Here is a 17,052-nt window from a genome sequence, read left to right as displayed (position 1 = left end):
AATGCATGGACGCAGCCAACGTGTAGCAGCACCCATCACAGCAGCCTGCCACTACATTACCATATCACGAAATCACCACATCACCCCATCGCCGCCTTACCTTGCACGCATGACCCGTATCGGCCTACTTTCTGACACCCACGGCTGGCTCGACGAGGCCGTGCTGCGGCACTTCGACGATTGCGACGAGCTCTGGCATGCCGGCGACTTCGGGCCGGGCGTGGCGGACCTGCTCGTACAAACCGGCAAGCCGGTTCGGGGCGTATACGGAAATATAGACGATGCAGCGATCCGCCAACAATTCCCCGAAGTATTGTGCTGGGATTGCGAGGGAGTGCGTGTATATATCAAGCATATCGGTGGCTACCCGGACCGCTATGCGCCGGGTGTGCGGGCGGAGTTGCTGAAGGAAGGCGCCCGCCTGTTCATCAGCGGGCACTCGCATATCCTCAAGGTTATCTATGACCCGAAGATCAACTGCCTCCACATGAACCCCGGCGCCTGCGGCCGCCAGGGCTGGCACCAGGTGCGCACGATCATCCGCTTCGAGATCGATGGCGCGGACATCCGGAATTGCCAGGTGATTGAGCTGGGGCGGAAGTAGCCCACATTTAGCTCGGGGCTTCACTTTTCCCTTGGTCAGTCTTTCAGCCGATAATATTCAATTTTCAATACTCAATAGTCAATATTCAAGGAGGGCCAATTGAAAATTGAGCATTGAGCGTTGAGCATTGAAAATTTGAAATAGAACGCCCCGGCATGCCGGGGCGTTTCCTGTATTCCTTTGCGAATACCTTATTCTCTTTTTTTCTTCGCGGTTACGAAGCTTTGGCCTAGAACCAGCCGCGTCCGGCACCGACAACGCGGAAGGGCCAGGGAATGGAAGCGAGCATTACCAGCAGACCGATCACGTAGAAAATGAGCGCGCGCTTGTGCTTGGTACGATCGGGCATATTTTTCTTACCCTGTGCCTTGCCGATATGCAGCAAGGCAATGGCGATGATCATACCGATCGTGTGCTCCACGGCAAAGAAGCGGGCGACGGGATCGCGCATCACTTCGCTCAGGCCACGGGCCTGGATCTGCGAGAGGCCCCAGCTGCCGGCAGCCCAGAGGTAAATGCCGATCAGCAATTGAATGTCGGAGAAGATCGTCAGCAGCAGCCCGTTCTTGCGGCCATAGGGCTTGTCGCCGGCAGTGGCATGACGGAAGATGGCGAGCAGCAGGAGTATCAGCACCACCCAGCGGAGACCGCTGTGGGCATGACGCATAATTTCGTACATAAGTGGGATTTCGGTTTGCCGGCAAATCTACGGAAAAGGAAGGCCGGTCCTGTTTCCTGCCGCTGCCGGTAATCCAAAAGTTACCTTTTCCCTCCGGTCACAAACCAGCGCCGCGGTCAATCGACCCAGTCGGCGATGAAGATGTTGGTGTCGTGCGTACCGCCGTTGTTGCGGTTGGAGCAGAACAGGATCCGCTTTCCATCGCGGCTGAACATCGGGAAGGCGTCGAAGCCCTTGTCGCGCGAGATCTTCTCGAGCCCGCTGCCATCGGGTGCGACCAGGTACATATTGAACGGAAAGCCGCGGCGATACTCGTGATTGCTGCAAAAGATGATCCGACCGCCCGGCGCGAAGTTGGGTGCCCAGTTGGCGCTGCCGAGGCTGGTTACCTGGCGCGCATTGCTCCCGTCGGCATCGGCCACGAAAACCTCCATCTGCGTCGGCGCCACGAGGCCATCGGCCAGCAGGCTTTTGTATTCGGCCACTTCGGCCTCCGTCTTCGGGCGGCTGGCGCGCCATACGATCCGCTTTCCATCGGCACTGAACCAGGCACCGCCGTCGTAGCCGAGCGTGTTGGTGATGCGGGTCACCTTGCCGGTCTTGAGGTCCATGCAATACAGATCGAGGTCGCCATCGCGCATCGAAGTGAAGAGCATCCGCCGGCCATCGGGCGACAGCGTGGCTTCGGCATCGTAGCCGGGTGTATTGGTGAGGCGCTTGACAATCCTCCCGTTGCGGTCGGCCATGAAGATATCGTAGGATGCATATACCGGCCAGATATAGCGGTTGCCGTACTTGCTGCGATCGGGCAGCGGCGGGCATTCCGCGCCGCCGAGCTGGGTAGAGGCGTAGATGATATGCTTCCCGTCGCCGGTAAAGAAGCCGCAGGTGGTTCGGCCCTTGCCGCTGCTGATGCGCCGGTAGGTAAACGGCTTGCCGGGCTCCGGCACCCGGCCGATAAAGATCTGGTCGCAGGGTACGGAGTCGCGCGGCGCGGTGCGTTGAAAGACGATCCATTTCCCGTCGTTGCTCCAGTACGCTTCGGCATTGTCGGCACCAAACGTAAGCTGGCGCAGGTTGCGGAAGTGCCGCTCACCGGGATAATGCAGCGTGTCGGAGGCGGCGCCCTGGGCCCCGGCAGATGCGGCGAGCAGGATACCCGCGGCAAAAGAAAGCAATCGTTTTTTCAGCATAGCCGTTCGTTAAGTTGCTTAAAGAAACACAAAGTTTCGGCGAATGGCCGCGGCGTTTTTAGCTTTGAGGCCATGCGAACCCTTTTGCTCTGTATCCTCGCGGGTGGCCTCGCGGCCTGCCAGCATTCCGAAAGCGACCCGCTGCTCGACAGCGCTCCCTACGCGGCGCTGACCGACAGCATCCGGCAGGCGCCCCGGAATGCCGACCTCTATTACCGGCGCGGGCAGCTGCTGTACGGAAGCAACGAGTTTGCTGCTGCGAAGCGCGACCTGCGCCAGGCCTGGAGCCTGCAGCCCCGCGAAGACATTGGCCTGAGCCTCGCCACCGCGCTCCGCCGCGAGTCGGACGACTCGGCTTTTGTGTTCCTGCAGTCGGCACGCCACGATCTGCCGCAAAGCCTCTCGCTTGCAATCGGCCTCGCCCGCGCTTACCAGAAAAAAGGACAGCCCGATGCCGCCCTCGAGATCTGCGACAACATCGTCACCGCACTTCCCAACCAGCTCGATGCTTTACTGCTTCGCGCCGAACTGCTCAGCGAGCAGGGCCGAGATGCAGAATCCCTGCAGACACTGGAGACCGCCTATCGCTATGCGCCATTCGACGTGGAGCTTGTGCACCGTCTTTGCTTTGATTATGCGCTGGCCGGCAATGCGCGCGTTCTCGCGCTGACCGATTCGCTTATCGCCCGCGACAAGGAAGGCGTTCATGCGGAGCCCTATTATTTCAAGGGCCTTTATTTCGAAAAGAAAGGCAACCCGGCCGAGGCGCTTCGCTGGCTCGATGCGGCCGTGCAGCACGATTACAATTTCATCGATGCGCATATGGAAAAAGGACAGATTCTCTATGATGCAAAGCGCTACAACGAGGCCCTCAAAACGTTCCAGCTGGCCCTGACCATCACACCCACTTTTGCCGACGGCTATTACTGGGTGGGTAAATGCCTCGAGGCGCTGGGCAACAAGGAAGACGCGAAAACCAACTACCAGCGCGCCTGGGGCCTCGATAAAAGCAACAAAGAGGCCAGGGCTGCTGCGGAACGACTCTAGTCTTCGCCATTTCTGTTCGCATATTGTCTTCCACTCCTTCTCTACCTTTGTGCCATGCCCCTTATCGCCCCTTCCCTACTCTCCGCCAACTTCCTCCGCCTCGAAGACGAATGCCGCATGCTCAACGAGAGCGAAGCCGACTGGTTTCACCTCGATGTGATGGACGGCCGCTTTGTGCCGAACCTGTCTTTCGGCATACCCGTGATCGAGCATATCCGCCGCGCCACCACGAAGGTCTGCGACGTGCACCTGATGATCCTCGAGCCGGAGCTCTATGCCGAAGCCTTCGCCGCGGCCGGCGCCGACCACCTCACGGTGCATATCGAAACCTGTACGCACCTGCACCGCAACATCCAGCAGATTAAAGGCCTGGGGATGAAGGCGGGCGTCGCCGTGAACCCACACACGCCGGTGGCCGCGCTGTACGATATCCTCGGCGACATCGACATTGTTTGTCTCATGAGCGTCAACCCAGGCTTCGGCGGGCAGCAGTTCATCCCGCGCACCCTCGACAAGATCCGCGAGCTGCGCCGGATGATCGACGACAACAGGCTGGCTGTTCAGATCGAGATCGACGGCGGTGTGACGCTGCAAAATGCCCCCGCGATCGTGGAGGCAGGCGCCCACGTGCTCGTTGCCGGCAACACCGTCTTCCGCGCGCAGGACCCGGCGGCCATGATCGCCGCCTTGAAGCACCTCGGCTAACCCTCTCTCCTTCGTTATTCGTTATTCGATATTCGTTATTCGTTATTCGATTTATCCGCCCCATGCCCAAAGACCTTTTCTCCCAACAAGCCGCCCAATACGCCCGCTACCGCCCCACGTACCCGCCCGAGCTCTTCGAGTGGTTGCTGGCACGTACCAAAGGCCGCGAGCGCGCCCTGGATTGCGCCACGGGCAACGGGCAGGCAGCCGCGGTGCTGGCCGGGCCATTCCGCGAGGTCGAGGGTATTGACATCAGCCAGGGACAGCTGGATAATGCGGTGCAGCTTCCGAACATCCACTACAGCCTGTCACGAGCGGAGCAGACGCCCTTTCCCGACAACCACTTCGACCTGGTCACGATGGCGCAGGCTTTTCACTGGATGAACGCGCCGCGCTTCTGCGCCGAGATGAACCGCGTAGGCCGGCCGGGCGCGCTCATTGCGGCCTGGTCGTACAAGTTCCCGACCGTGTCGGACGCGGCGATCAACGAGGTGATCCTTCAATTTTACAACGGCGTTACCGGCCCGTACTGGGAGCCTGAGCGCGCGCATGTCGACAACGATTACGCCAACCTGGCCTGGGATTTCGCCGAGGTGGAAACCGCCCGCTTCACGTCGTCGTTCCGCTGGAGCCGCGCCGACCTCATGGGCTATTTCAGCACCTGGTCGGCCACCCAGAAATACATCCGCCTACACGAAGCTTCGCCGCTCCCGCTCGTGGAAGGACCGCTTGCCGAGGTAATGCCCGAAGACGCGTTCACCGATGTGCACTTCCCCATATTCCTAAAGGCCGGACGTGTTGAAAAATAAGGGCATTGACGGCAATGCGCTATTTTAGGCAGCAAATTGTGCCCGGTGAATTTTCGTGTTGTCTGCCTCTTTCTGTTGCTCGTTTCGATCGCTCCTTTCGTGAAGGCGCAAGACACATCACGGACGGCACGTCCCGCGCGCGTACAGCGCCGCACATCGGTAAGCGGCCGGGTGTATGATGAAAACGGTAAGCCCCTCGCGGCGGTATCCGTAGTTATACTGGGACAGCAAAAGGGTGTTGTCAGCAACGACTCCGGCTACTTTGCCGTCAGTGCGCCCGCCAACCGGGCCTTTGCCCTCACGTTTACGTTTTCAGGCTACAAATCGTTCCAGCAGAATTTCCTCCTTAACCCCGGCGAGCAGGAGCGCGTAACGGTTTACCTCGAGCGCGGCAGCACCGAGCTGGCCACGGTGGTTGTTCAGGACCAGCGGGAGCGCAGCGAGGCCGGGCTTATCAGGCCCAACCCCAAGAACGTGCTCAACCTCCCGGCACCGGTTACCGGCGTGGAAAGCCTCATCAAAGTGATCGTGGGCTCCAACAACGAGCTCACTTCGCAATACAACGTGCGCGGCGGCTCCTACGATGAGAACCTGATCTACGTAAACGATTTCGAGATCTTTCGTCCCTACCTCGTGCGCAGTGGGCAGCAGGAAGGACTGTCGTTCATCAACCCGGCGCTGGTACGCAACATCTCTTTTTACAATGGCGGCTTCGCGACGCGCTACGGCGACAAAATGAGCTCTGTGCTCGACATCCAGTATAACAAGCCGCGGCGCTTTGGCGGCTCGGCCTATGTGAGCCTCCTGGAGCAAGGCCTGCACGTGGAAGGCAGCAACCCGAAAAATACTTTCAGCTACCTGCTCGGCCTGCGCAACCGCAGCAACCGCAACCTGCTCCAGAGCCAGGAAACGCAGGGTGCGTATACGCCTTCCTCCTCCGACCTCCAGGCACTGCTTACCTGGCAACCCGCTTCGAAGTGGAGCACCGAGCTGCTCGTCAATTATTCGCAAACGAAATTCACGCTGCGGCCCGCTTTCAGCCAGCTGACGTCGTCGGTATTCTCGCCGCTGTTCACGGCCAACCTCGGTGTCGATATCTTCTTCGAGGGTCAGGAAAAAGACCAGTATTACACGCGTATGCTCGGACTTTCGACGATCTACGCGCCACGCAGCAACCTGCGGCTCAAGTTCCTGGCGTCGCGGTTCGAGAACGAGGAGTGGGAAGAGCGCGACATCAGCGGCGCCTACCTGTTTGGCGACCGCGACTTCGAGGCCAACAGCGCCACCTTCGGGCTAATCGTCAACCCGCTGGGCGCGGGCATCAGCCAGGACTTCGCACGCAACCACCTCGACATCGCCAACTACAATATTGCGCACCGCGGCACGCTCGATGCGGGCGCCAGCCAGTGGCAATGGGGCCTGGGCTACGACCGCACCGGCATCGACGACCGGCTGCGCGAATGGCAATACCAGGACTCCGCCGGGTACTCGCTCCCCTATTCGCCGGGCGCGCTGACGCTCAACAGCTCGCTCCGCGGCAGCGCCCACCTGCTCATCAACAAGTGGAGCGGCTACCTGCAAAACAACCGCGTGTTTCATCGCGGCAAGGCCACCTACACGGTACAGGCCGGCGTTCGCGGCAACTACAACGATCTCAACGGCGAGCTCCTCATCAGCCCGCGCGCGGGGCTATCGTGGAAGCCGGCCTGGAAGCGCGACATCGTATTCCGCGCCGCCGCGGGCGCTTACCATCAGCCGCCTTTCTACCGCGAGTTGCGCCGCTACGACGGTACGCTGAACACGGCGCTGAAAGCCCAGCGAAGCTGGCAGGCGGTGGCCGGGCTTGACTACAACTTTATCGGCCTTGGCCGCCCGCTGCGGCTGACGCTGGAAGGCTACTACAAGTACATGACCCATGTAGTGCCTTATGATATCGACAATGTGCGTGTACGCTACTTCGGCGAGAACAGCGCGAAGGCTTACGCTACCGGGATCGAGGCGCGGCTCTTTGGTGAGCTCGTAAAAGACGCCGAAAGCTGGCTCAGCATCGGCATCATGCGCACCCGCGAAAACCTCGAGGGCGATACGTACAAGGTGTACACGCTCGATTCGCTCAAACGCCCGGTCGACAGCAGCAGCGTCGAAGGCGGATGGCTGCGCCGTCCCACAGACCGATTGCTTACGCTTGGAATTTTCTTCCAGGACTACCTGGCCACGAACAAGAATTTCAAGGTGTATCTGAACCTGCTGTACGGGTCGAACCTGCCCTACAATATACCGGGGTCGGTGAAGTACCGCAATGCGCTCAACATCCCGGCCTATATCCGCGCCGATATCGGCTTCAGCGCGCTCCTGCTCGACGGCGACAAGGACAAGCGCCGCAGCCACAGCCCTTTCCGCAACTTCGAAAACATCTGGGCCACGCTGGAGGTCTTCAACCTCATCGACCGGCCGAATACGATCTCGTACCTGTTGATAAAGGATTTCTCCAACACGACCTACACGATGCCCAACCGGCTGACGCCGCGGCTGCTCAATTTCAAGATCATCGCGAAGTGGTAGGGCGGAGGCGGAGAGAAAGAACGCAGGTCCCGCGAGCGGGACACGCAGATTTGTTAGGTTTCGTTATGATTTGCTGCCGCACGCTAATGAAAATCCGCGTAAATCTTAAAAATCATAAAGAATCTGCGTTCTTTCTCTTCACGCGTTTGCCCAGAATTCGTCCGCCCATGGCGCGGCAGCCGTTTTTTCCGCATCGATCATTTTTTCGAGCGCATCGAGCTTCTCCTGGCCCAGCTGCTCCTCGATCCACGGGAACAGCTCGCGCTCCTCGAAGCGGATGTGGTCGTGGACCTTCGCAGCGATCTCTTCCAGTAGTGCGGCGTCGGCGATCTGTTCCAGCACGTGCAGCAAACCCTCGATCTCTTCATGCTCCTCCTGCATCCGCTGCAGCAGCGGCGCGCCGGGAAATAGCGGGTGAAAGGCAGCCTCCTCGCGCCGGAAATGACCGGCCAGCTGCCGCTCCCAAAACCAAAGCACGTAGGCCCCGATCCGCTTCGGCTCTACTCCTTTCGCCAGGCCCTGGCGGATCTTCCAGGAAAGCAGGAGTCCTTCGTGGTGCTCACGGGAAAGGGGCTGTAGGGGAAGGCTTCGCTTGAGGGGCATGGGAGAAAAGTTTGTCGTTTGTAGTTTGCGGTTTGTGGGTCGGGAAAGGCCGGATCTGTTGCCGAAGCGTTAAAGAAACGGTTGCTGCAAAACTACAAACGACCAACAACAAACCACAAACCCGCACAGCCGCCTCTGCCCGCTTAAATGGGGCAAAATCCCTGTACCTTTGCGACTTCTAAATCTATTCCATGAGCCTTTTTGAAGCACAAGCCTCCGAATTTCATCAACGGCATATGGGCCCCGATCCCCACGAAACCGCCGAGATGCTGAAGGCCATTGGCGCCGCCAGCCTCGACGAGTTGATCGACAAGACCGTACCCGCCGGCATTCGTATGCAGGAGGAGCTCGATCTTCCGCCCGCCATGAGCGAATACGAATACCTGCAGCACCTCAAGGATGTGTCGCTGAAGAACAAGGTTTTCCGCAGCTACATCGGCCAGGGTTATTACGATACGATCACACCGAGCGTCATCGGCCGCAACCTGTTTGAAAATCCCGCCTGGTATACGCAGTACACGCCCTACCAGGCCGAGATCGCGCAGGGCCGCCTCGAGAGCCTGCTTAATTTCCAGACGATGGTAAGTGACCTCACGGCCCTGCCCATCGCCAACGCATCGCTGCTCGATGAAGGCACCGCCGCCGCCGAGGCAATGAGCATGTTCTTCAACCTGCTCAACAAAGACAGCCAGCACGTGGTGCGCCCGCGCTTTTTCGTAGATGCCGAGACCTTCCCGCAAACGAAAGACGTGGTGCTGACCCGCGCCATTCCCTATGGCATCGAGGTGGTGTTCGGCGACTACAAGACCACCCCGATCGACAACAGCTATTTCGGTGCACTGCTGCAATACCCCAACGATAAAGGCTCGGCGGAAGACTACCGCGCTTTCATTGAAACTGTACACGCAACGGGCGCTTTCGTGGCGATGGCTACCGACCTGCTGGCGCTGACGCTGCTCACGCCCCCGGGCGAGTTGGGCGCCGACTGTGCCTTTGGCTCCGCGCAGCGCTTCGGCGTTCCGCTGGGCTACGGCGGGCCGCACGCGGCCTTCTTCGCAACAAAAGACGATTTCAAGCGCAGCATCCCCGGTCGTATCATCGGCGTCAGCATCGATGCAAGTGGCAACCGCGCCCTCCGCATGGCGCTGCAAACCCGCGAGCAGCACATCAAGCGTGAAAAGGCAACATCCAACATCTGCACCGCCCAGGCGCTTCTCGCCAACATGGCTGCCATGTACGCCGTTTACCACGGCCCCGACGGTCTGCGCAACATCGCAAAGCGCGTTGCACTCCTCGCCCAGACACTGGCCAATGCGCTTGAAGAGCGCGGCCTCGAGCTGCAGCACGAATACTTCTTCGATACGATCGTTGTGAAGGTCGACGATGTGGCCGCCGTACGTGCGAAGGCAGAGCAACAGCAGATCAACTTCCGCTATTTTGCCGGAACCAACTTCGTCGGCATCTCCCTCGACGAAACCACGACGCCCTCCGACCTTCTCGACGTGATCAACGCCTTCGAGAACGACAGCGACCCGGTGGCTTTTGAAGTGGAGCACGAAGGCCAGCTCGACACGATCCCCACGGCACTTACCCGCACGTCGGACTTCCTGACGCACCCGGTGTTCAACAAACACCACAGCGAAACGAAGATGATGCGCTACCTGCGCCAGCTTGAGAGCAAGGACTACTCGCTTGTGCACGGAATGATCCCGCTGGGCTCCTGCACCATGAAGCTCAACGCAGCTTCAGAAATGATCCCGCTCAGCTGGAGCCACTGGAGCAAGATCCATCCCTTTGTGCCCGCCGACCAGGCAGAAGGCTACGGCTTTATTGTAAAAGAACTTTCGAAATATCTCTGCCGCATCACGGCATTTGACGCCTGCAGCCTGCAGCCCAACAGCGGCGCCCAGGGCGAGTATGCGGGCCTGCTGGCGATCAAGGGTTTCCACGAAGCGAACGGCGAAGGCCACCGCAACGTGATGCTCATCCCGATCTCGGCGCACGGCACCAACCCCGCTTCGGCCGTTATGTGCGGCATGCACGTAGTGGTGGTGAAGGCACTGGAGAACGGGTACATCGACGTGGAAGACCTGAAGGCAAAGGCAGCGCAGCACGCCGCCAACCTCGCGGGCATCATGATCACCTACCCGTCGACCTACGGTGTGTACGAAGAGACTGTTACCGAAGCCACCCGCATCGTGCACGAGCACGGCGGCCAGGTATATATGGACGGCGCGAACATGAACGCCCAGGTGGGCCTCACCGCTCCCGGCCTCATCGGCGCCGACGTTTGCCACCTCAACCTGCACAAGACCTTCGCCATCCCGCACGGCGGTGGCGGTCCCGGCATGGGCCCCATCTGCGTGAAGCAGCACCTGGCGCCGCATCTGCCCGGCCACGTCTTTGGTCATGAGGATTCGGCCGGTGGCAACAGCTTCCAGGGTGCCGGCGCTGTATCCGCCGCACCCTACGGCTCCGCCTCTATCCTGCTCATCTCCTACGGTTATATCCGGATGCTCGGCAAGGACGGTGTGCGCAAGGCTACCGAGTATGCGATCCTCAACGCCAACTACATGCTGGCGCGCCTGAAAGGTCAATTCGACATTCTTTATACCAACCACAACGGGCAATGTGCCCACGAGTTCATCGTCGACCTGCGGCCCTTCAAGAAGACCGCGGAAATCGAAGCCGAAGACGTGGCGAAGCGCCTGATGGACTACGGCTTCCACGCACCGACGATGTCGTTCCCGGTGCCGGGCACCATCATGGTGGAGCCCACGGAAAGCGAGGACAAGGCCGAGCTCGACCGCTTCTGCGATGCGCTGCTCGAGATCCGCAAGGAGATCGCCGCGGTTGAAAGCGGTGCCGTCGATAAGAAAGACAATGTGCTGAAAGGCGCGCCCCATACGCAGGCCGCGGTGTGCAGCGACGACTGGAGCCGCCCCTACAGCCGCCAGCAGGCAGCCTTCCCGCTGCCGGCCGTGCAGGACAACAAGTTCTGGCCCTCCGTGGCGCGTGTCAACAACACCTACGGCGACCGCAACCTGGTGTGCGTGTGCCTGCCGACGGAGATGTACGCGGAATAGCCCCTGTTCTGGAAATCGTCCGAACGTTGTTTTATACGAAAGCCCCGCTTGTAGCGGGGCTTTCTAATTTTATTCTCAATATTCAATATTCAATGCTCAATGCTTAGGGAGGGTATCCATGAAGCAATACACCAATGAACTTGAATATTGAGTATTGAGCGTTGAGAATTGAATATTATCGAAGCAAAAACTGTCCAAATGAAAACTGACCACTCCAATCAAAGTGTCCCATCGGAGACATTGGGCTTGGCGGAAACAAAAAACCCCACCGAAGTGGAGTTGATTGCCTTGGTATTTGTATTGAGCTTCAAAGGTACTTTTTCTGAACGACGTTCTTCTTAAAAGAACATTAAAAAGCGATTAGCGTCCCGGGAAGCCCATCCTTGGTCCTTTTTTGTACATTTAAGCAAATTCATCTTATGAAAAATTGGATCCCCGCAGCGCTTCTCCTCGGGCTTGCCGCCTGCAACAGCGAAACAAAGCCCATAGCCGCCGGCGAGCCGGTTATAGCAGCCGCCCACAGCGACGCTCCCGGTACGGAAGCCGCTAAGTCCCGCCCCGACTCGGCAGCACAGGCGCGAAACTGCCAGGTCTATATGACGCCCGGTCCCGAGCAGAAAATGCTCAAAGAAGCCAACGGTACCTGGGATGCCGAGGTCACGATGTGGATGGGCCCCGGCGCGCCGGAGCAAAAGGCCAGCATGACCACCGTGAATAAAATGCTCCTCGGCGACCGCTACCAGCAGTCGACCCACAGCGGCAACATGATGGGCATGTCCTTCGAAGGCATCAGCACGCTTGCCTTCGACAACCACAAAAAGAAGTTTGTGAGCACCTGGATCGACAACATGGGCACGGGCATCGTGGAGATGGAAGGCAGCTTCGATTCAACAACGAAGACGATCAGCTTCACCGGCCGGATGATGGACCCGTCGCTCGCCGAGGAAACGAATGTGCGCGAAACCTACACCCTTCTCGACGCCGATCACCACCTGATGCAGATGTACGGCACCGGCCCCGACGGCAAGGAGTTCAAGACGATGCAGGTGCACTACCGCCGCAAGAAGTAAGCAGCAAATGAATAGAAAGGGCCGCCCGGTGGGCGGCCTTTTTTATATCGATAAGCTGCTGCATCAGCGTGTGCGCGACGACTTGCCGTTGCCGGCCGAGCCGCGCCCGTTGCCTTTTGTGTCGCTGCCGCGGCCGCCCGATACGCTGCGGGTAGTTCCGCTGGTCCCGGTAGATGCCGAGCGTGTAGTGCCGGTGCCTGCCGAGCGGGCGCCGCCGTTGCTGTTTCCGGCTCCGCGCGTGTTGCCCGCCGATGCCGTGCTGCCACGCCCGTTACCGGTCGATGCACCCGTATTACGCGCAGCACCCGTGCCCGTGGTACCCGAAGCGCTGCGGGCGCTGCCGCTTATGCTGCGGCCCGTTGTGGCGCCGCTGCGGCCGGTGGTACCGCTGCTGGCGGCATTGCGGCCCGACGTGCCTTTCGAGGAAGGCGCTGCTGAGGGTGTTGACGCAGGCGAAGCGGCATTGCGGCTTCCCGATGCGCCCGCAGAGCCGGCGGAGCGGCTGCTGCCGCTGTTGCTGCCACGCGTACCGGTGCTGCCCGATGCGCCGCGGCTGCCGCGGCCCGAAGAGGCCATTTCGAGCTCGGCTTCCGGCTCGGCTACCCGCGTGCTGCTGCCGCTGCGGCCACCGCTTTTGGAGCTGGCGCTCTTGTTCGATTTCGTGCCGGCTTCCTGTGCCTGGCGGTTGAGCCGGCCTTCGGCAAGCGCCGTGAGGCGGTCGTCGGCGGAATATTCTTCGTCGAGTGTTTGCTGGAGCACACGCGCTACCTCGTCGAGACCGAGCTCTTCGGCGTAAGCGCGGGCCGTGCCATAGCCGCAGATCTCGTAGTGCTCGATCTTCTGGGCACAGGCGATGATGGCCGCATCGAGCACATCGGGGTCAATATCTTCCGACAGGATCTTGTTGCCTTCCTTGATGATCCCCTGCATGCCTTCGCACACGATGCGCGACTTGAAGAGGCGCCCCAGCAAGCCGGTATTTTCCTGCGACCCGCCTTCACCCATCTGCTGCTGCAACTGGTCGAGACGGGACTTCTGCTGCTCGGTAATGCGCAGGTGCTCCTTCAGCGAAGTTTTGAGCTCGCGGTTGCTGGCCTTCTCGATCATTTTCGGAAGGGCCGCGATGATTTGTTCTTCTACGGAATAAAGATCCTGCAATTCGTGTTTGAGCAGGTCGCGGAGATCATTCAACTTTTCCATGGCGAAGATGTATTTGTTTGCGCCATACCTAAAAAAATTATGCCGTGCCCCGACGCGCTCCATACGCCGGGATCGGCTGCTGGCGCGGGATTGGTAATGCGGGCAACAGACGCGCTACGCGAGTTTTCCTTCCTCGATCCAGCGCATGCGGTAGGCGTTCATTGCCATCTTGCCGAGGCGGTCGACCAGCTGGTAGTTGGCGATAAAGCCCACCACGGCGCCGATGCCGGGCACGAGCTGCGCCATCTTCGCCACGTCGATATAGTCGCGGTACTCCTGCTGAAAGCGGCGCCAGTCAAAGTCCTGCACATCTTCGGGCAACTCGTGCGCGTGCTGCTCCCAGTGCCGCATCTGCTCGAATACTGCCTGTCGCCGCTCCTGGCTGCTGAAGGCCAGTTGGAAGATATGGAGCAGGTAAAGACGCTCGCGGTAGTCGGAAACCTTGTAGCCGTAGAGCGCCGCCACATCGAAAAGGAGCTTGAGCTTGATCCCGAGCAGCAGCGGGAAATCGGCCATGCTGGTCCAGAAGCCGCCGGCGCCGGTAAGCCCGCCTTCGGCCGCGGCCGCATGCCGGTAGTGGCGGATCCGCTCTTCGGCGGCCGCTTCCACCTTATGCAGCGGCCCGGGCACCGCGCGCACCCGCGACAGGTGCCGCGCACCGAAGAGCACGCCTTCGACCATATGGCGGATCGCCCCCGTAATAATACGGTGCGCCTTCTCGGGGATAAGGGCATTGACCTTACCCTGCAGCCGTTGCGACACGCGGCTGAGGGCCGAGGGTCGCTTCTGCATTTCCGTCTGCCACTTGCGGTTCTGTTGTATGGCCCATTGAGTGTACAGCATGGCTTAAAAAGGAAAAAGGCCGCCCAGCATCCCGCCGCGCCGCCCGAAACCGGCGTTGCGCGAAGATCCGCCGAACATGCCGGTCAGTGAACCAAGGCCTCCACCGAGGCCGCCCATACCGCCGCCCAGCAGCCCGCCGCCGAGGCCACCGAGCATGCTCCCGAAGAGGCCGCCCCGGCGGCGACCGCCACTCAGCATGCCGGCGAGCATGATCGGGCCGACCACACCGAGCAATCCTTTCAGCAGGCCCGACGTATTGATACCGGCCTGCTGCATGCGCGCGCCGAGACCGGTCGATTGCAGAAACTCGGGCTTCGCCGCCGTTTCGGGGTCCGCCGCCTTGGCCTTCGCCTCGTGGGCAAACTCGTCGAGCAGCGAAAACTGCTTCTGGTCAACGCCGAGATGACCGGCCATCTTCTCGATATGGGCCCGCTCCTCCTGGCCGTAGTCGCCATCCGATTCGGCAAAGGCGATGCAGTCGGTAACAAGTGAAAAGCGAAGGTCACTGTTCTTCAGCACGTCGAGGCAGCGACCGAGCTCGTCGCCGGTGAGCTCGGTTGCGGCGCGGCGGATCATATTGCGCTGGCCCTCGTCGAGGCCGGCGGCTTCGGAGAGCGTATCGAGGTGCTCCATCTCGGCATCGGAGGCTGTGCGGTCGGCGGTGGCAATGGAAGCGATGGCGCCGAGGTAGGCTCCTTTTTCGAGGCTGGAGTAGCCTTCGAGTATCTGTTCGGGCATGTTGCGTTGTTTATTGAGACAGGGTGACGCGTGCGCGGTTCGCGCAAAAGTTGAAAAATGGAAGTACCGATCGGGGCACAGGGCATTGCTCAGGGCCGTCCGGGGGCGTGGCCGCGGTCGCGGTGGCCGCTGTCGGGCGGCGCGCTGAATTCGGCATCGACGCCGAGGGCGCGGATGCGGTGCTTCACCAGCTCGGGAGTAAGTTGCTGCGTTACGATCTCGAGGGGCGCATCGGGATTGGTGACGTCGATATGCCAGCTGTCGATCTCGCCGCGTTGCTCCCACTGGTCGAGCTGCTGCTTGACGGCGGCGATGTTACCGAGGCCGTGCAGGTTGGTGCGAAAGAAATACGTACTCATAGATACTGATTATAGCCCTTCTACTGCCACTTTTGTGCCGCTATTTAACAGGACCCAAGGCAGGCGTGCGCGCCGGATGTGTTTACTTTGCAGCATGCCGCGCCCCGCCGACATTGCCTCCAAAGAGCAGCAGAAAAAGTTTCAGCGCTTCCTGCAGCGCGCCGACGCGCGCAAGGTGCTGCGGCAGCTGCCCGACCTGCACGAGGAAGCAACGGCCGCCAACGACTGCCTCTCCTGCGCGGCCTGCTGCAAAAACTATTCACCGCGCTTCAAAACACCCGACGTCAAGCGCATCAGCAAGCACCTGCGCCTGAAGGAAAGCGTGTTTATCGAAACCTACCTCAATGTGGATGAAGACGGCGACTTCGTGGTCAAGTCGACGCCCTGCCCGTTCCTGGGCAGCGACAATTACTGCAGCATCTACGACGTGCGTCCGTCCGACTGCGCACGCTTTCCCTACACCGACGAAGACGTGTTGCTGAAGCGCCCGAAGCTGACGCTGAAGAATGCGACCTTCTGCCCCATCGTGCACCATGTGCTCGACAAGCTGAGCGCTACTTTGCCGTAAGCTCGTCCCACACCGCTGCCAGCATGCGGTCCGGGCTGCCCTTCCAGGCATCAACGCCGGGTACGGCCGTATTTTTCACAAACTCCTCTTTACTCCGCCCCGCCCTGATCTCCTGCTGCGTGAATTCGAGCACACGCTGGAGGTAGTCGCGGAAGGCGATCACATCGGCCCTGCTCCCGGTAACCTCGAAGCCTTCGGCACTGTGGCCGAAGATGAACAGCGTGTCCTTGTCGAACTGCTTGTCGATCCGCTCCAGCACCTCCACCCAATGCTGCACCGAGGCGCCGTAGTTGCGGTCGACCACCGGCGGGCGGTGGTTGAATACGAGGTCGCCCACGTGGGCGATATTGGTCTCGTCGAAATGATAGACCGCGTCGCCATTGGTATGGGCCGCACCGTAGTAATACCCTTTGAGCTTTCCTTCGCCCACCTTTAGCTTGAGCTCGTCGTCGAAAACGGTGTCGGCAAACAATTGCTCCTCGGGCTTCTGCGCCTTCGCGCTGGCGTCTTTCTGGTTGGCTAGCGCATTGCGCTGTGAAATGACGTGGGCTACGCGGTCCTTGAATGCCGCGCCGCCGCTGCTGTGATCGCGGTGGTGGTGCGTATAAAGCAGGTTGAGGAACGACTGATCGAACTGCTTTTTCACTTCCTCGATGAAGTTGGGCGCCGTGTCCAGGAACTGCGAATCGATGACGGTAAGCCCTTCCTTAACGGCATGAAAGCCGATGGTGCCGCCACGTTCCGTATAAATACCGACGTTGTTGCGCAGCATCCGGAGCGTGCCCGCCGGCGATTTCGGCAACACGAAAGCTGAAAGTGCAGGTTGGCGGAACAGCAGCGCGCCGCCGGCGATGAGCGAGGAGTAGCGGAGAAAGTCTTTTCGTTTCATGTGGTTGTTGGATGAAGTGGTGACCGAATGCCCGGCTACCCGGACTATTTTTTTGGCGAACCTTTTGTTAAAGGTATCCTAAGGAAATTGCAGCAGC

General features: G+C 60.1%; 16 protein-coding genes. 8 read left to right on the top strand and 8 right to left on the bottom strand.

The window, feature by feature from the left end; all coding sequences use genetic code 11:
- Positions 1-109: 109 nt before the first annotated feature.
- Positions 110-604, top strand: a complete 495-nt coding sequence (locus tag ACYU7Z_RS01100; RefSeq protein ID WP_460566761.1) for a metallophosphoesterase family protein — start codon at positions 110-112, stop codon at positions 602-604.
- 229 nt (positions 605-833) lie between these two features.
- Here ACYU7Z_RS01100 and ACYU7Z_RS01095 read toward each other — a convergent pair whose 3' ends face one another.
- Entirely contained in the window at positions 834-1,283 is a 450-nt protein-coding gene (locus ACYU7Z_RS01095) for a hypothetical protein (RefSeq protein ID WP_460566759.1), read from the bottom strand.
- Between the two features lie 116 nt (positions 1,284-1,399).
- Positions 1,400-2,476, bottom strand: a complete 1,077-nt coding sequence (locus tag ACYU7Z_RS01090; protein ID WP_460566757.1) for a TolB family protein — start codon at positions 2,474-2,476, stop codon at positions 1,400-1,402.
- Between the two features lie 72 nt (positions 2,477-2,548).
- Between ACYU7Z_RS01090 and ACYU7Z_RS01085 the strand changes: the two genes are divergently transcribed.
- From ACYU7Z_RS01085 to ACYU7Z_RS01070, 4 genes are all read left to right on the top strand, one after another.
- Positions 2,549-3,523, top strand: coding sequence for a tetratricopeptide repeat protein (locus ACYU7Z_RS01085; protein WP_460566755.1), 975 nt, complete (start codon positions 2,549-2,551; stop codon positions 3,521-3,523).
- A gap of 54 nt (positions 3,524-3,577) precedes the next feature.
- Positions 3,578-4,228, top strand: a complete 651-nt coding sequence (rpe, locus tag ACYU7Z_RS01080) for a ribulose-phosphate 3-epimerase (protein WP_460566753.1) — start codon at positions 3,578-3,580, stop codon at positions 4,226-4,228.
- Between the two features lie 62 nt (positions 4,229-4,290).
- Entirely contained in the window at positions 4,291-5,037 is a 747-nt protein-coding gene (locus ACYU7Z_RS01075) for a class I SAM-dependent methyltransferase (RefSeq protein ID WP_460566751.1), read from the top strand.
- A 45-nt stretch (positions 5,038-5,082) separates the two neighbouring features.
- Positions 5,083-7,599 (top strand): TonB-dependent receptor, encoded by a 2,517-nt coding sequence (locus tag ACYU7Z_RS01070; RefSeq protein WP_460566749.1) that lies wholly within the window; start codon positions 5,083-5,085, stop codon positions 7,597-7,599.
- A gap of 138 nt (positions 7,600-7,737) precedes the next feature.
- On the opposite strand, the gene ACYU7Z_RS01065 is transcribed toward ACYU7Z_RS01070, so the two are convergent.
- Positions 7,738-8,202 (bottom strand): hemerythrin domain-containing protein, encoded by a 465-nt coding sequence (locus tag ACYU7Z_RS01065; RefSeq protein ID WP_460566747.1) that lies wholly within the window; start codon positions 8,200-8,202, stop codon positions 7,738-7,740.
- A 191-nt stretch (positions 8,203-8,393) separates the two neighbouring features.
- Between ACYU7Z_RS01065 and gcvP the strand changes: the two genes are divergently transcribed.
- Positions 8,394-11,288, top strand: a complete 2,895-nt coding sequence (gene gcvP / locus ACYU7Z_RS01060; protein WP_460566746.1) for an aminomethyl-transferring glycine dehydrogenase — start codon at positions 8,394-8,396, stop codon at positions 11,286-11,288.
- A gap of 419 nt (positions 11,289-11,707) precedes the next feature.
- The gene (locus ACYU7Z_RS01055; RefSeq protein ID WP_460566744.1) at positions 11,708-12,358 is read left to right on the top strand and encodes a DUF1579 domain-containing protein; all 651 of its coding nucleotides are present in this window, start codon (positions 11,708-11,710) and stop codon (positions 12,356-12,358) included.
- A gap of 63 nt (positions 12,359-12,421) precedes the next feature.
- On the opposite strand, the gene ACYU7Z_RS01050 is transcribed toward ACYU7Z_RS01055, so the two are convergent.
- From ACYU7Z_RS01050 to ACYU7Z_RS01035, 4 genes are all read right to left on the bottom strand, one after another.
- Positions 12,422-13,558: a YciE/YciF ferroxidase family protein gene (locus ACYU7Z_RS01050; protein WP_460566742.1), complete on the bottom strand. Its 1,137-nt coding sequence runs from the start codon at positions 13,556-13,558 to the stop codon at positions 12,422-12,424.
- A 114-nt stretch (positions 13,559-13,672) separates the two neighbouring features.
- Entirely contained in the window at positions 13,673-14,401 is a 729-nt protein-coding gene (locus ACYU7Z_RS01045) for an EcsC family protein (protein WP_460566740.1), read from the bottom strand.
- A gap of 3 nt (positions 14,402-14,404) precedes the next feature.
- A complete protein-coding gene (locus tag ACYU7Z_RS01040; protein ID WP_460566738.1) occupies positions 14,405-15,139 on the bottom strand; it encodes a tellurite resistance TerB family protein in 735 nt (244 codons plus the stop codon).
- Between the two features lie 89 nt (positions 15,140-15,228).
- A complete protein-coding gene (locus ACYU7Z_RS01035) occupies positions 15,229-15,498 on the bottom strand; it encodes a hypothetical protein (RefSeq protein WP_460566736.1) in 270 nt (89 codons plus the stop codon).
- Positions 15,499-15,592: 94 nt separating this feature from the next.
- Between ACYU7Z_RS01035 and ACYU7Z_RS01030 the strand changes: the two genes are divergently transcribed.
- On the top strand, positions 15,593-16,066 hold the full coding sequence (locus ACYU7Z_RS01030) for a YkgJ family cysteine cluster protein (protein WP_460566734.1): 474 nt from the start codon (positions 15,593-15,595) through the stop codon (positions 16,064-16,066).
- Here ACYU7Z_RS01030 and ACYU7Z_RS01025 read toward each other — a convergent pair.
- Positions 16,053-16,955, bottom strand: a complete 903-nt coding sequence (locus ACYU7Z_RS01025) for an MBL fold metallo-hydrolase (protein WP_460566732.1) — start codon at positions 16,953-16,955, stop codon at positions 16,053-16,055. The two genes, ACYU7Z_RS01030 and ACYU7Z_RS01025, sit on opposite strands and share 14 nt — an antisense overlap.
- Between the last annotated feature and the right edge of the window lie 97 nt (positions 16,956-17,052).

It is taken from the genome of Flaviaestuariibacter terrae (assembly GCF_054777635.1).
The sequence above is the reverse complement of the archived record's forward strand: the minus strand, read 5'-3'. Positions and strand labels throughout refer to the sequence as shown.

What these genes read in the sequence shown, in the direction of transcription:
- ACYU7Z_RS01050 (WP_460566742.1), bottom strand. Translation starts at nt 13,558, where the DNA reads ATGGAAAAGTTGAATGATCTCCGCGACCTGCTCAAACACGAATTGCAG.
- ACYU7Z_RS01095 (WP_460566759.1), bottom strand. Translation starts at nt 1,283, where the DNA reads ATGTACGAAATTATGCGTCATGCCCACAGCGGTCTCCGCTGGGTGGTG.
- ACYU7Z_RS01100 (WP_460566761.1), top strand. Translation starts at nt 110, where the DNA reads ATGACCCGTATCGGCCTACTTTCTGACACCCACGGCTGGCTCGACGAG.
- ACYU7Z_RS01055 (WP_460566744.1), top strand. Translation starts at nt 11,708, where the DNA reads ATGAAAAATTGGATCCCCGCAGCGCTTCTCCTCGGGCTTGCCGCCTGC.
- ACYU7Z_RS01085 (WP_460566755.1), top strand. Translation starts at nt 2,549, where the DNA reads ATGCGAACCCTTTTGCTCTGTATCCTCGCGGGTGGCCTCGCGGCCTGC.
- ACYU7Z_RS01090 (WP_460566757.1), bottom strand. Translation starts at nt 2,476, where the DNA reads ATGCTGAAAAAACGATTGCTTTCTTTTGCCGCGGGTATCCTGCTCGCC.
- ACYU7Z_RS01065 (WP_460566747.1), bottom strand. Translation starts at nt 8,202, where the DNA reads ATGCCCCTCAAGCGAAGCCTTCCCCTACAGCCCCTTTCCCGTGAGCAC.
- ACYU7Z_RS01035 (WP_460566736.1), bottom strand. Translation starts at nt 15,498, where the DNA reads ATGAGTACGTATTTCTTTCGCACCAACCTGCACGGCCTCGGTAACATC.
- ACYU7Z_RS01075 (WP_460566751.1), top strand. Translation starts at nt 4,291, where the DNA reads ATGCCCAAAGACCTTTTCTCCCAACAAGCCGCCCAATACGCCCGCTAC.
- gcvP (WP_460566746.1), top strand. Translation starts at nt 8,394, where the DNA reads ATGAGCCTTTTTGAAGCACAAGCCTCCGAATTTCATCAACGGCATATG.
- rpe (WP_460566753.1), top strand. Translation starts at nt 3,578, where the DNA reads ATGCCCCTTATCGCCCCTTCCCTACTCTCCGCCAACTTCCTCCGCCTC.
- ACYU7Z_RS01045 (WP_460566740.1), bottom strand. Translation starts at nt 14,401, where the DNA reads ATGCTGTACACTCAATGGGCCATACAACAGAACCGCAAGTGGCAGACG.
- ACYU7Z_RS01040 (WP_460566738.1), bottom strand. Translation starts at nt 15,139, where the DNA reads ATGCCCGAACAGATACTCGAAGGCTACTCCAGCCTCGAAAAAGGAGCC.
- ACYU7Z_RS01030 (WP_460566734.1), top strand. Translation starts at nt 15,593, where the DNA reads ATGCCGCGCCCCGCCGACATTGCCTCCAAAGAGCAGCAGAAAAAGTTT.
- ACYU7Z_RS01025 (WP_460566732.1), bottom strand. Translation starts at nt 16,955, where the DNA reads ATGAAACGAAAAGACTTTCTCCGCTACTCCTCGCTCATCGCCGGCGGC.